This is a genomic window from Acetanaerobacterium sp. MSJ-12 (assembly GCF_018917875.1).
Lineage (GTDB): Bacteria > Bacillota > Clostridia > Oscillospirales > Ruminococcaceae > Bittarella > Bittarella massiliensis.
In genome coordinates, this window is record NZ_JAHLPK010000014.1 from 1 (window position 1) to 11,701 (window position 11,701).

Genomic DNA, 11,701 nt, shown 5'->3' on the forward strand with positions numbered 1-11,701 from the left:
GGGCCGGAGCGGCGGCAGGGGCCGGAGCAGGGGCAGCGGCGGGGGCCGGAGCGGGAGCGGGGGCAGCCACGGGGGCGGCGCCGGCGGCCAGCTCTTCCACAGCCACGTCGTAAGCGGTGCCGTTGACAGTTATGTTAAATCTTTTCATGGTGATACTCCTCCTCTATGTTGTTACAGCGGCATGTTGCCATGTTTTTTGGGCAGTTTGGCGACCCGCTTGCCCGCCAGCATCTCGGCGGCGCGGATCAGGGTGGCGCGGGTCTCGGCCGGGTCGATCACGCAGTCCACGTGGCCCTTTGCCGCCGCCTCAAAGGCGGAGGCGGTGGTGTCGATGTAGGCCTGCACTCTGGCGGCCCGCTCGGCCACCGGGTCGGCGGCCGCCTTGATCTCCTCGCCGTAGAGGATGTTCACTGCGGCCTCGGGGGCCAGGGTGGAGATGACGGCGGAGGGCCAGGCGACGGTCAGGTCGGCGGAGGCGTTTTTGCCGACCAGGGCCACATAGGCGGCGCCGTAGGCCTCGCCGGTGATGACGGCGATCTTCGGGCAGGTGGCCTCGGCGTAGACGTGGGCCAGGCGGGCCGCGTCGCGGATGCCGCCGGCCAGCTCGTCGGAGGAGCTCTCTTTAAAGCCCTTGCAGTTGAGCAGGGTGATGACCGGGATGGCGAAGCTGTCGCAGATGGAGACAAAGCGGGCGATGCGGGCGCTGGCGCCCTTGCACAGCCGCTGGTCGCCGCCCACGGTGGCCACCACGCCCACGGCCTGTCCGGCCAGGGTGGCCAGGGCGGTCACGGCGTTGGGGGCGTTCTCCAAGAAGGTGACGTTCCCCTCGTCAAAGATGCTCTCGATGACTTCTTTGGCGTCGTAGGAGGACAGGTCCTCGCAGGCGGCCCGCAGCTTCTCGGCGGCAGCGGGCTCGTCGTACTCGCAGTAGGGGGCCTCGGAGAGGTTGTTGAGGGGCAGCATGGAGACGATCTTCTTGGCCTCCTCGACGGCGGCCATGTCGTCCTCGGCCACCAGCTGCACCACCCCGCTGCGCACGGCGGCCTCGGCCTTGCCGGCGCCCTCGACCTTGTCGCCGGCAGCGCTGGAGACAAAGGGAGCAGTCAGGAAAAACTCGGCGTCTTTGGCCATGATGACCAAGTCGGCGTTGGCGGCCATCAGGGCAGAGGTGCCGGCGCAGACCCCGGCGATGACCGCGATCTGGGGGACCACACCCGAGAGGGCGGCCGAGCGCTGCAGCATCTCCCCGTAGGCGGCGAGCACCTCGCTGTTCTCGGCGATGCAGGCGCCCTTGGAGTCGTAGATGCCCACCACGGGCACCCCCACCTTGGCGGCCATCTCGTACACCTTGGCGATCTTGGCGCCGGTGGCGGCCGAGACGGCGCCGCCCGCGACCGAGCTGTCCTGCGAGAAGGCGAAGACCGAGCCGCCGTTTACCATGCCGTACCCGGTGACCACGCCCGCGCTCTCACAGCCCGCCTTGGCAAAGGCGTCCAGCTCGACAAAGCTGCCCTCGTCAAAGAGCCGGTCCAGCCGCGCATAGGCCACCGACTCTCTGTCCAATTTGCCGCTTTGCTCTGAGAGAATTTCCAGTCTGCTTTTTGGACTCATCGTTGTTCCTCCATTTCTTTTTATGTCAAGTAGCAGTGAATAGCAAAATCAAATACAGTATACAGCATTGCCGAAAAAATAACAAGGTGCCGCCCGTCAGTTTTTACAGTTTTTGCAGGTCTCGAAGAAGGCGGCGATGCCCCCGGTCTCCCCCACTTGGCAGACGGTGTAGCCCAGGGCGGCAAAGGCGGCGGCGGCCACCTCGTCGGCGGGGCCGTAGTCCAGGTAGCCCCGGCGCTCGAAGTAGTCCAGGCAGGCGCGAAAGACCCCGTCGACCACCGGCAGCTCGGCATAGGCGGGGGCCCCCAGCAAGACGGTGTTCCCCCGCAGGGAAAAGGCGCAGGAGGCGAGTGTCTGCCCCCCCTCGGCGGCGGCAAAGCGCTCCCCCGCCCGCTGGATGCGGATCACTTTCTCTCCCCCGGGCCGCTCAAACCGGCCGCCCCCCGCAGGGCCGCCACCTCCTGTTTGGTGAGGGGGCGGTAGGTGCCGGGCTTGAGCATCCCCAGCTTGAGGGGGCCGAAGGCGGTGCGCTTGAGGCGGGCGACCTCCAGCCCCACCTCCTCGCACATCTTGCGGATCTGGCGGTTGCGCCCCTCGCGGATGACGAACTCCAGCACACAGCGGCCGGGCTGCTTGTCCAGCACCCGGATGGTGGCGGGGGCGGTCTTGCGCCCGTCGATGTAGACGCCGTCGCTCATGGCGACGATCTGCTCGTCGGACGCGTCGGGGCGGACGGTGACCCGGTAGGTCTTGGAGACCTTTTTGCTGGGGTGCATCATCAGGTTGGCGAAGGCACCGTCGCTGGTGAAGAGCAGCAGCCCCTCGGAGTTTTTGTCCAGCCGGCCGATGGGGTAGACCCGCTCCCCCACCCCGGCCATCAAATCGGCCACGCAGCGGCGGCCCTGCTCGTCCTGCAGGGTGGTGACATAGCCCCGGGGCTTGTGCAGCATCAGGTACTGGTACTCAGCTTTGGGGGCGCCGTTCACCCGCTCCCCGTCCAGGGTGACCAGGTCTTTGCGGGGGTCGATCTTGTCCCCCAGGCGGGCGGGGTGGCCGTTGACCTTCACCCGGCCGCGCTGAATGTACTCCTCGGCCTTGCGCCGAGAGCAGACGCCCCACTGGGACATGGCTTTTTGCAGTCGTGTATCTCTAGGCATAATATCCTCCTTTGGCCATACATTTATATTTTACCATGTTTTTGGCCGCAGCACCACGCCATTTTGTAAAATGTCTGCGCCCAGATCCACCCTTTGCCGTCGGCTCTCCCTTCCCGGGGCAAAAAAGAGCGGGCGCCGGGGACTTGCCGTCCCGAGCGCCCGCCCCCCTTTGGCCCCCTACACCCGGATGGGAAGGCCGTACCGGTCCCGAAAACTGCCGGCGAAAAGGCTGACCCCGTCGATGACCCAGCCGATGCCGCACAGGCCGAAGGTGAACAGGTAGAGGAGCCCCATCCCCACCTTGCCGGCGTAAAACTGGTGCGCCCCCAGGTAGCCCAGCAGCAGCCAGAGGAGGATGGCCACCCACCTGCTCTTGGGGCTTGCCGCCTGCACCGGCTGCTGTACCGGCACGCGGGGCTGCGGGATCGAGAACACCGGCCTGGGCGGGGGCGCCCCCCAGCCAGGATCCACAGGCGGGGGCGCGGCCGGCCCCTGCGGGGGCAGCACCGTGCCGCAAAATTTGCAGACCCCGTCCAGTCCGATCTCCGCGCCGCAGTTGTCACACTTCACGCACATCTCCCCCTCTGTACTTTTTCATGGTCTATGATAGCACAAAACACCCGTTTTTGCACCCCTGCGGGCCCATTTCACCCGCCGCCAAAGCAGGTGGGCGGCATCGGCCCCAAAAGGGCGTCGCACCGGCGCGCGGCCCAGGGAACGGTTGCACCGGGCGCGCGGCCGCCGGCAAACTGGCAATCGAGAATGCCGGTCCGCGCCGCCTCTATTCAGAAATCGTCTTTTTCTTTGCGCCTTCCTCTCCATTCAGGAGGCCTTCCGCCAGCGCCGTTTGCCCCCGGTGGAAGCAGGGGGTCAGCCGCTCAAGCGACAGAGGGGGGGAGGGCGAAAAACGCCCTCCCCCCTTTTTTGACAGAGAAGTGCCGACAGCCGCCGGCAAACGCCCCTTTGGATGCTCCCCCCAGCCGCCTGGGAGGGGGACCCTCTCCCCGCAGGGACGTCCCCCTGCCGCTCCCTCAATTTTTGATGGGATAGCCGTGTTGATCTTTAAAGGTGCCGGCGAAAAGGCTGATGCCGTCCACCAACCAGCCGATGCTGAAAAGCCCGGCGGTGAAGAAATAGATCAGCCCCATCTTCATCTTGCCGGCGTAGAACTGGTGCCCCCCAAAGAGGCCAAAAATCAGCCAGATGACGATGGCCACCACCTTGCTTTTGTCGCTCACCTGCTGCGCCACCGGCTGATAGACCGGCTGCACCACTGGAGCGACCGCTGGCGTGACCAGGGGCGGGACCACTTCCGCCCCCGGCGCCGTCCCGTAGTAGTTGATGGTCACGTTCTGCACCGTTTCCTTCTGCGGCGCGGTATGGCCGCAGAACTTGCAGACGGTGGCCTCGCCCATCTCTGCGCCGCAATTCTCGCACTTCATCTTCCGTCTCCTCCTCTACACCGTTTTCTTTCGACATATTTTAGCATAAAACAACAATTTATACAAGATGCTGGCAGTGTATTTTAGAACGGAAAATGGCGGAAAAAATATTTTACCGGCCCTTTTTTTGAAAGAGGCCCAGCAGCCACTGCCAAAAGCCCTTTTTGGGGGTCTCCTTGGCCGCCACCCCCTGGGAGGCGACGATCTCCACCCGCAGGGCCTCCCCCTCCCCCGCGGTGTAGAGGATCTCCCCCACCACCTGGCCCTCCGCCACCGGGGCGTAGAGGAAGGGGGGCAGGTTGACCGTCTTTTTCAGGGAGCTGCCGTCCTTCAGGAGGAGCTCTTCCAGGTCGCTCTCCACCCGCACCGGCACCGTCTCCGCCGTCCCCCCGACCACGTCCAGGGTGGCCACGTAGGTGGGGTCGGTGGGCCGCCGGTCACCGGTGCCGAAGCCGTAGTCCATCAAGTCCTTGTGCACCCGCCAGTCGTCGTAGCAGTGCAGGGTGACGCAGATGAGGGTCGCCCCGTCCCGGGTGGCGGCCGAGACCAGGCATCGGCCGGCCTTTTTGGTGAAGCCGGTCTTCATCCCCACCGCCCCCTCCATCTCCCGCAGGAGGCGGTTGGAGTTGCGCAGGTGCCAGCGGGTGCCGCTGACAGCGATGGCCGCCTCCGAGCTCCCGCAGATGGCGGCAAAGTCGGGGTTTTGCAGGGCCGCCCGCGCCAGGATGGCCATGTCGTAGGCGCTGGAGTAGTGCGCGTCGTCCGGCAGCCCCGAGGGGTTTGTAAAGTGGGTGTCCGCCATCCCCAACTGGGCGGCCTTCTCGTTCATCCGCTCCACAAACTGGTCCCCCGCCACCACCGAGGCCACGCAGGCCGCTGCGTCGTTGCCCGATTTGAGGAGCATCCCGGTCATCAGGTCCCGCAGGGTCAACTGGTCCCCCGCCTTGAGGCCCAGCATGCTCCCCTCGGTGTTCACGTCCTCGGCCGAGACGGTGTAGAGCTGGTCCAGCGGCCCGCTCTCGGCCGCCAGCAGCCCGGTCATGATTTTGGTGGTGCTGGCCATGGGCAGCTGGGCGTGGATGTCCTTGCCCGCAAACACCTCGCCGGTGTCGGCGCTCATGAGGATGTAGGCGTCGGCCTCCACCTTGGGGAGGACCGGGTCCCCCGCTTCCTGTTCCCCTTCGGCCCCCCTCGCCTCCCCCCCAAAGGAGAAGAGGAGGAGCCCCGCCAGCAGCAGGGCCACCCCTCGGCGGGCGGCCTGGCGGTCCCAGGCCCGCTCCCAACTCGCCCCCCTCCGGGGCCGTCTGTCCGGTTTTGCCGCTGTCTCTCTTCTCTTCAAAAAAACCACCTGCCCATTCAAAAAATCCTATGCGGAGGGCCGCTCCGCCATGACAGCCTGGCCGCCATTTCAAATTTTTGCCGCCGGGCGCAACTCGGGGCCGGTTTGCGGGAAGACTATCTCTGCACCCACGATCCGCTTTTAACTTTTAAAAGAGGGAGGAATCAACCGTGAACGATCCGCGCCAAAACCAGTGGCCGGTCGACCCGGAGGACGACGAGGCGCTCTACTTCGACATGCTGGGGGTGGCCTCCAGCACCGAGACCACCGGGCTGACCCCCACGCCCCCCATCACCGGGGCCGCGGTCCAGTCTTACAGCGAGCTCTCCGACGTCCCCCTGGCCAAAGACCGGATGCCCGAGTTGGAGGGGGAGGAAAAGTGCCCCCGCGACCCCCTCAACGGCGAGGGAGACCGCTAGCTCCAGCCGGACGGCAAAAAAAGGGACAGGCCCAATGGCCTGTCCCTTTTTGCTCTGTTCGTGGGTGCGCCGCCGCTCAAAACTCGGGGAAGCGCAGCTCCCCCTCCATGGGGGCGGGGTCGGGGGCGCCCTTTTCCGGCTGCGGCCCGCCCTTGGCGCCCTCTTTCTTGGCGGCGGCCTTGGAGACGATGCCCGAGACCCGGTCCACCACGCCGGGGACCATGTTCACCAGCCGGTCGGCGGTGGTGTCCGACTTCTTGGTGAACTCCAGCAGCCGCACGTCGTCGCCGTTGACCACCAAAAAGCCCACCGGGGAGACCGAGAGGCCCGCCCCGCTGGCCCCGCCGAAAACCTGTTTGGGGGTCTTGGTGGGGAAGTCGCTCCCCCCCGAGGCAAAGCCGAGGGAGACCTTGGAGACCGGGATGATGACCCCGCCCTTCCCTACCGGGATGGGCTCGCCGATGATGGTGTTGCCGTCGATCATCTCTTTGATCTTGTTCATCGCCGTATCAATGAGGCCTTGAATGGGATGTTCGCTCATTTGTGTGCACCGCCTTTATCTTCCTTTGCGCCCGGCTTGTCCGGGGCCTTGACACTTCTATTTTGGAGCAATTTGACGGCGACTATTCCCGCCGTTATCAATAGTATAATCGGTAGCGCCACGATTTGGAAGGACAAATCCAAAAAAAATTCCGGCTCGGAGAAGTTGGGCTCCACCTGCACCCGGTCAAACCGGCAGTCAAAGGTGTTGGCCACCAGCCCCAGGCAGGCGTGGACGATCCCCCCCACCTGGCCGTAGAGGACGGCCGTCTCGTGGGGCTCGTCGTCCCCCACCCGCAGCCGCAGGTCAAAGCGGCGCAGGTGGATGTGCCGGGTCAAAAACCGCAGCCCCGAAAGGGTGGAGCGGAGGATGTCCATCACCAGCCCCAGCTGTTGGGAGAGGGGGGTCTTCTTTCCGCCCTTCCCCTTCTTGCCCTTTCCCTTCGCGGCCCGCACCTCGTCCTCCTCCGCCTGTTCGGCCTCCTCGGCACCCTTGAAGGGGTAGACGGGGAAGCGCAAAAAGAGGTAGCGGAGGGTGGCCCGCTGCTCCTCCAGGCCGATCTCGACCTGGATTTTTAGGGGAATGAGCAGCAAAACCGCCAACAGCAGGAGAAGGCCCAGGAGGATCCGCCCGATCCACACCCACACCATGGCACGTTCCCTCCTCTCCCCTTCTCTGCGAGCGGCGGCCGCAGCAGCCGGTCACCGCACTCCGCCCGGGTGATGTTTGTCCCCCTTGCGGGGATCGCGCGTCAGCTCTCGGCCGGCTCCTCCGTTTCCTCCGCCCCTTCCGCCGACTCCTCGGCGGCCAGTTCGGCAAACCGCTCCACCTGGGGCAGGTCCTCCAGGGAGCGCAGGCCGAAACAGCGCAGAAAGTTGTCGGTGGTCTTGTAGGCCATGGGCCGGCCGGGCAGGTCCAGCCGCCCCTGTTCGGCCACCAGCCCCTTCTCCACCAGGTTGACCACGGTGGAGGAGCTGTCGATCCCCCGCACCTGTTCAATGAAGGAGCGGGTCACCGGCTGGTTGTAGGCGATGATGGCCAGCACCTCGAAGGCCGCCTGGGAGAGGGGGGTGTTGCGCTTGACGTCCAGGGCGCGCTTGACCTCCTCGGAATAGGCCTTCTTGGTGGCCAGCTGGTAGCCCTCCCCCAGTTGGAGGAGGGCCAGCCCGCTGCCGGGCCGCTCGCAGTCGTCCTGTATGAGTTTGCACACGTTTTTGACGGTGGAAACCTCGATCTCCAAAATTTCGGAGAGCTTTTTGGGGCTGAGGGGCTCGGCGTAGGCGAACAAGACCGCCTCCACCGCCCCCTTGGCGTGGTTGATGTCCATTGGGGTCTCCCCTCCCTATCTCTTCTTTCCCCTCAGGGTGATGGCGCCGCTCTCGTCGTCCAGGGCGATGCGGCCGCCCTTGATGAGTTCCAGCACCGCCAGAAAGGTGGCCACGTTCTCGGTCTTTTCGTACTGGCGGCCAAAGAGGGTCTGCAGCCGCAGCCCCGCCGACTTGGTCAGCCGCCGCAGCACAAAGACGATGCGGGAGGAGACCGAGACCACCCGCTTGGCCACGATCCCCGAAAAGCTGGACTTGGGGGGCGCCTGTTTGCGCAGGATCTTCCCCCGCAGGGCCGCCAGGGCCGCCAGCAGCTCTTCGGGCTGGTGGCGGCGGGTGTAGAGCAGGTCTTTGGGGGCGGGCAGCTGGTTGCGCACAAAGTGGGCCAGGGGATCGTACTGCCCCCGCAGCTCCCCGGCGATCTGCCGGCAGATCTGGTACTCGATGAGCTGGCCCTGCAGCTCGGCCTTGAGCTGCTCCCGCTCCTCCTCGTGGCGGGGGAGGAGGAGGACCGTCTTCATGTAGACCAGGCGGGAGGCCATCTCCAAAAAGTCGCCGGTGAGCTCCATGTCCAGCTGCTCGGCCCGCTCCATATATGCGGTGTACTGGTTGACCAGCTCGGCGATGTTGATGTCGTAGAGATCCAACTTGTGCTTGGAAATCAGGTGGAGGAGCAGCTCCAGCGGCCCCTCGAATTGCGGCAGGGTAAAGTTGACTTCGGCCACCTGCTGTCCCCCTCCTCTCTCAAGTGGTAATTGGTCGCGTCAGACGATGGCCCGGGCGATCAGGTCGATAAAGCCGGTGAGGAAGCCCAGCCCCTTGTAGATGAAGCTGGTGAGAAACTGGATGGGCCAGTCCAAAAAGCCCAGCAACAACAGCATCAGCACCGCCAGGGAGATGTAGGTCTGGTACTCCTGCAGCTTGTAGGTGACGTGGGCAGGCACGAAAAAGGCCAGGATGCGAAACCCGTCAAAGGGGGGCACCGGCAACAGGTTGATGACGGCGATGGAGATGTTGATCTGGGCGATGAGCCCCAGCATCTGGATGAGGAAGAGGTAGAAGGCCGAGCCCAGCAGGGCGGGCACCATCAGGGCGACAAGGCTCATCACCTTCACCAGGGCGATGAGTACCAGGGCCAGCAGGACGTTGGCCATCGGCCCCGCCAGGGCGGTGAGGGCCAGCCCCTTTTTCTGGTTGCGGTAGAAGTAGGGGTTGATGGGGGTCTTGCCCCAGCCGATGCCTGTGAGCAGCATGCAGAGGCTGCCCAGGGGGTCCAGGTGGGCGATGGGGTTGAGGGTGAGGCGGCCCTGGTTCTTAGCCGTGGGGTCCCCCAGCTTATAGGAGACCAGGGCATGGCCGAACTCGTGCACCGGGATGACGGTGAAGAGGGCGATGACCCGGACGATGACCGTCACAAGAAGTTGTTGCATGAGGAGGGTGTTCCCCTTTCCGATCTTTCAAATTGCCGGGCGCGCAGCCCCGTCCCGCGGGGGCGCGCCCGGCCCGATGCTGTCTATTATATCGGTTTGCCGCCAAAAAAACAATAGCGGCCCCCGGCGTTTTTTGAAATTGGGGCTTGCTTTTGGATGCAGATTCTGTTAAAATACATTCGTTGACTTCTAGAATGTTCTTATTGTAGGGAGGTGCAGATAGATGGCAAAATGCGATATCTGTGGCAAAGGCGTGACCTTCGGCATCAAGGTCTCTCACTCGCACCGGCGTTCCAACAAAGCTTGGAAACCCAATGTCAAACGCGTGAAGGCGGTTGTCAACGGCACTCCTTGTCGCGTAAACGCCTGCACCCGTTGCTTGCGTTCCGGCAAAGTGACCCGCGCAATCTAACCTGGGCAGACGGCAAAGGCCAGACCGATTTCGGTTTGGCCTTTTTTGTCGTCTCGATCTCCCCTGCCGCCGCCCCCGCTTCCCCTTTTGCGGCTATGGGAGACAAAGGCAAGGGAAAAGGGGAAGATGAAAGAAAAAAGAGGGCCGCTGCCGGCGTGTTTGCCGGCGGCGGCCCTCCCCTTTTTTGCGGGTGTCCCCTACTCCCCGAACCAGACCTGTTCGCTCTCGTGCTTGCGGGGCCGGCTCATGAGGTTTTTGATCCCCTGGCGGCAGTCGAGGCCGTTATAGAGCACCTGGAACATCTGCTCGACGATCGGCATCTCCACCCCGGCCTGCAAGCTCAGCTCCCGGGCCACCAGGGTGGCGGTGTAGCCCTCGACGGTCATCCCGATCTGCTTGATGGCGTCGGTGGCCGCCATCCCCTGGCCGATGAGGAGGCCACAGCGGCGGTTGCGCGAGTGCATGCTGGTGCAGGTGACGATCAGGTCCCCCACCCCGGTGAGGCCGGCGAAGGTCTCGCTGCGCCCGCCCATGGCCACCCCCAGCCGGGCGATCTCGGACAGGCCGCGGGTCATGAGGGCCGCCTTGGCGTTGTCCCCCAGCTTGAGGCCGTCGCTGATGCCGGCGGCCAGGGCGATGACGTTTTTCAGCGCCCCGCCCAGCTCGACCCCCACCACGTCGTCGTTGAGGTAGATGCGCAGGTTGGGGTTCATCAGCACCGTCTGCACGTACTCGGCGTTGGCCCTGACCTTGCAGGCGGCGACGATGGTGGTGGGCACCCCGCGGGCCACCTCCTCGGCGTGGGAGGGGCCCGAGAGGGCCACCACCTGGTGGCCGCCGATCTCGGACTCGATGACCTGGGTCAGCCGCAGCTGGGTGCCGTTTTCCAGCCCCTTGGCCACGTTGGCCAGCACCGCCCCCTCCGGCACGTGGGGGGCGACCTTTTGGGCGGTGGAGCGCACCGCCTGGCTGGGCACGGCAAAGAGGAGCAGCTGCGCCCCCTCGGCCACGGCGAGGTCGGTGCTCACCCCCACGTCGGGTTCCAGCACCACCCCGGGCAGCAGCTTTTTGTTCTCCCGCTCGTAGGTGAGCAGGTCCACCTCCTCCTGGAAGGGGGACCAGAGGGTCACCTCGTTGCCGTAGGAGCGGGCCATCACCGCCAGGGAGATGCCGAACCCACCGGCGCCCAAAATCACGATCTTTGCCATCTGTACAACCGCCTTTCCCCGGGGCGAACGCGCCCCGCTGTATTACAGGGGCCTCCCCTATTTCTGCACCTTCTCTTTTTTCTTGCCGAAGCGGTTCTCCTCGCCCCGCAGCAGCCGCCCGATGTTGGAGCGGTGCATGAAGACGATGATGGCCGCAAAGATCACCGCGCAGATGGTGACGGTGACCGGGTCGCGCCCCAGGGCGCGGGAGACGAAGTAGGTGATGACCGGGTAGCACAGGGCCATGACGATGGAGCCCAGGGAGACGATCTTGCTGGTGAAGGTCACCGCCGCAAAGACCACCGCCGTCAGGGCCACCGAGATGGGGTCGATGAGGACCGCCGCCCCCGCCGAGGTGAGCACCCCCTTGCCCCCCTTGAAGTGGAAGTAGAGGGGGAAGATGTGTCCCAGCACCGCAAAGTAGCCCCCCAGATAGGCCCCGTAGATGGGGTCGAGCCCCAGGGCATACTGAAAGACCAGCCGCCCGAGGAGCACCGAGATCGCCCCCTTGGAAAAGTCCCCCACCGCCACCAGGGCGGCCGCGCCCTTGCCGGCGGTGCGTAGCACGTTGGTCATCCCCGCGTTGCCGCTGCCGTACTTGCGCACGTCGTCCTTTAAAAAGACCCTGCCCACGATGACCGCCCAGGAGACGCTGCCCAGCAGGTAGGAAACCAGCGCCACCCCGGCCATCCAGAGAATCTGTGTCGCCGTCATCTCAAAACCCCTCTCAACTGTGTTTTTACAGCCCAAAAGAGCCCCGCCTTCCCCGCCGGGGCTCCCTCTTCTTTTTTCCCATTGTACCACAGAGATGGAAAAA

At 64.8% G+C, this 11,701-nt stretch carries 15 protein-coding genes; 2 read left to right on the top strand and 13 right to left on the bottom strand.

Annotated features, from left to right (window positions below; all coding sequences use genetic code 11):
- Nucleotides 1–171 precede the first annotated feature (171 nt).
- The 6 genes from KQI11_RS12645 to KQI11_RS12670 all read right to left on the bottom strand — a co-directional run bounded on the left by KQI11_RS12645 (nucleotide 172) and on the right by KQI11_RS12670 (nucleotide 5,549).
- On the bottom strand, nucleotides 172–1,563 hold the full coding sequence (locus tag KQI11_RS12645; RefSeq protein WP_286172787.1) for an acyl-CoA carboxylase subunit beta: 1,392 nt from the start codon (nucleotides 1,561–1,563) through the stop codon (nucleotides 172–174).
- A 144-nt stretch (nucleotides 1,564–1,707) separates the two neighbouring features.
- Nucleotides 1,708–2,019 carry a hypothetical protein gene (locus KQI11_RS12650; RefSeq protein ID WP_216402384.1) on the bottom strand — a complete coding sequence of 104 codons (312 nt, stop codon included), beginning with the start codon at nucleotides 2,017–2,019 and terminating at the stop codon, nucleotides 1,708–1,710.
- The gene (locus KQI11_RS12655; RefSeq protein WP_216402385.1) at nucleotides 2,016–2,768 is read right to left on the bottom strand and encodes a pseudouridine synthase; all 753 of its coding nucleotides are present in this window, start codon (nucleotides 2,766–2,768) and stop codon (nucleotides 2,016–2,018) included. The genes KQI11_RS12650 and KQI11_RS12655 overlap by 4 nt, the downstream gene beginning before the upstream one ends.
- Nucleotides 2,769–2,945: 177 nt before the next feature.
- On the bottom strand, nucleotides 2,946–3,338 hold the full coding sequence (locus KQI11_RS12660; RefSeq protein ID WP_353653983.1) for a TM2 domain-containing protein: 393 nt from the start codon (nucleotides 3,336–3,338) through the stop codon (nucleotides 2,946–2,948).
- A gap of 461 nt (nucleotides 3,339–3,799) precedes the next feature.
- Nucleotides 3,800–4,210: a TM2 domain-containing protein gene (locus tag KQI11_RS12665; protein ID WP_256135793.1), complete on the bottom strand. Its 411-nt coding sequence runs from the start codon at nucleotides 4,208–4,210 to the stop codon at nucleotides 3,800–3,802.
- Nucleotides 4,211–4,322: 112 nt separating this feature from the next.
- Nucleotides 4,323–5,549 carry a D-alanyl-D-alanine carboxypeptidase family protein gene (locus tag KQI11_RS12670; protein WP_216402387.1) on the bottom strand — a complete coding sequence of 409 codons (1,227 nt, stop codon included), beginning with the start codon at nucleotides 5,547–5,549 and terminating at the stop codon, nucleotides 4,323–4,325.
- Nucleotides 5,550–5,719: 170 nt separating this feature from the next.
- Here KQI11_RS12670 and KQI11_RS12675 point away from each other — a divergent pair, with 170 nt between their 5' ends.
- Complete coding sequence (locus KQI11_RS12675; RefSeq protein ID WP_021660942.1) at nucleotides 5,720–5,968, top strand: hypothetical protein; 249 nt, start codon at nucleotides 5,720–5,722, stop codon at nucleotides 5,966–5,968.
- Nucleotides 5,969–6,044: 76 nt separating this feature from the next.
- On the opposite strand, the gene ytfJ is transcribed toward KQI11_RS12675, so the two are convergent.
- The 5 genes from ytfJ to KQI11_RS12700 form a co-directional block, all read right to left on the bottom strand.
- Nucleotides 6,045–6,509, bottom strand: coding sequence for a GerW family sporulation protein (ytfJ, locus tag KQI11_RS12680; RefSeq protein WP_185915028.1), 465 nt, complete (start codon nucleotides 6,507–6,509; stop codon nucleotides 6,045–6,047).
- On the bottom strand, nucleotides 6,506–7,159 hold the full coding sequence (locus KQI11_RS12685; protein ID WP_216402388.1) for a DUF2953 domain-containing protein: 654 nt from the start codon (nucleotides 7,157–7,159) through the stop codon (nucleotides 6,506–6,508). The genes ytfJ and KQI11_RS12685 overlap by 4 nt, the downstream gene beginning before the upstream one ends.
- Nucleotides 7,160–7,260: 101 nt before the next feature.
- Complete coding sequence (scpB, locus tag KQI11_RS12690; protein ID WP_185915026.1) at nucleotides 7,261–7,836, bottom strand: SMC-Scp complex subunit ScpB; 576 nt, start codon at nucleotides 7,834–7,836, stop codon at nucleotides 7,261–7,263.
- A 15-nt stretch (nucleotides 7,837–7,851) separates the two neighbouring features.
- Complete coding sequence (locus KQI11_RS12695) at nucleotides 7,852–8,559, bottom strand: segregation and condensation protein A (protein ID WP_185915025.1); 708 nt, start codon at nucleotides 8,557–8,559, stop codon at nucleotides 7,852–7,854.
- 39 nt (nucleotides 8,560–8,598) lie between these two features.
- Nucleotides 8,599–9,264: a site-2 protease family protein gene (locus KQI11_RS12700; protein WP_216402389.1), complete on the bottom strand. Its 666-nt coding sequence runs from the start codon at nucleotides 9,262–9,264 to the stop codon at nucleotides 8,599–8,601.
- Nucleotides 9,265–9,487: 223 nt separating this feature from the next.
- On the opposite strand from KQI11_RS12700, the gene rpmB reads away from it, so the two are divergent.
- Complete coding sequence (rpmB, locus tag KQI11_RS12705) at nucleotides 9,488–9,676, top strand: 50S ribosomal protein L28 (RefSeq protein WP_021660935.1); 189 nt, start codon at nucleotides 9,488–9,490, stop codon at nucleotides 9,674–9,676.
- Between the two features lie 197 nt (nucleotides 9,677–9,873).
- On the opposite strand, the gene KQI11_RS12710 is transcribed toward rpmB, so the two are convergent.
- Entirely contained in the window at nucleotides 9,874–10,884 is a 1,011-nt protein-coding gene (locus tag KQI11_RS12710) for an NAD(P)H-dependent glycerol-3-phosphate dehydrogenase (RefSeq protein ID WP_185915023.1), read from the bottom strand.
- Between the two features lie 57 nt (nucleotides 10,885–10,941).
- The gene (gene plsY / locus KQI11_RS12715) at nucleotides 10,942–11,598 is read right to left on the bottom strand and encodes a glycerol-3-phosphate 1-O-acyltransferase PlsY (protein ID WP_075109745.1); all 657 of its coding nucleotides are present in this window, start codon (nucleotides 11,596–11,598) and stop codon (nucleotides 10,942–10,944) included.
- Nucleotides 11,599–11,701 lie beyond the last annotated feature (103 nt).

What these genes read in the sequence shown, in the direction of transcription:
- KQI11_RS12685 (WP_216402388.1), bottom strand. Translation starts at nt 7,159, where the DNA reads ATGGTGTGGGTGTGGATCGGGCGGATCCTCCTGGGCCTTCTCCTGCTG.
- KQI11_RS12655 (WP_216402385.1), bottom strand. Translation starts at nt 2,768, where the DNA reads ATGCCTAGAGATACACGACTGCAAAAAGCCATGTCCCAGTGGGGCGTC.
- scpB (WP_185915026.1), bottom strand. Translation starts at nt 7,836, where the DNA reads ATGGACATCAACCACGCCAAGGGGGCGGTGGAGGCGGTCTTGTTCGCC.
- KQI11_RS12665 (WP_256135793.1), bottom strand. Translation starts at nt 4,210, where the DNA reads ATGAAGTGCGAGAATTGCGGCGCAGAGATGGGCGAGGCCACCGTCTGC.
- plsY (WP_075109745.1), bottom strand. Translation starts at nt 11,598, where the DNA reads ATGACGGCGACACAGATTCTCTGGATGGCCGGGGTGGCGCTGGTTTCC.
- KQI11_RS12700 (WP_216402389.1), bottom strand. Translation starts at nt 9,264, where the DNA reads ATGCAACAACTTCTTGTGACGGTCATCGTCCGGGTCATCGCCCTCTTC.
- ytfJ (WP_185915028.1), bottom strand. Translation starts at nt 6,509, where the DNA reads ATGAGCGAACATCCCATTCAAGGCCTCATTGATACGGCGATGAACAAG.
- KQI11_RS12710 (WP_185915023.1), bottom strand. Translation starts at nt 10,884, where the DNA reads ATGGCAAAGATCGTGATTTTGGGCGCCGGTGGGTTCGGCATCTCCCTG.
- rpmB (WP_021660935.1), top strand. Translation starts at nt 9,488, where the DNA reads ATGGCAAAATGCGATATCTGTGGCAAAGGCGTGACCTTCGGCATCAAG.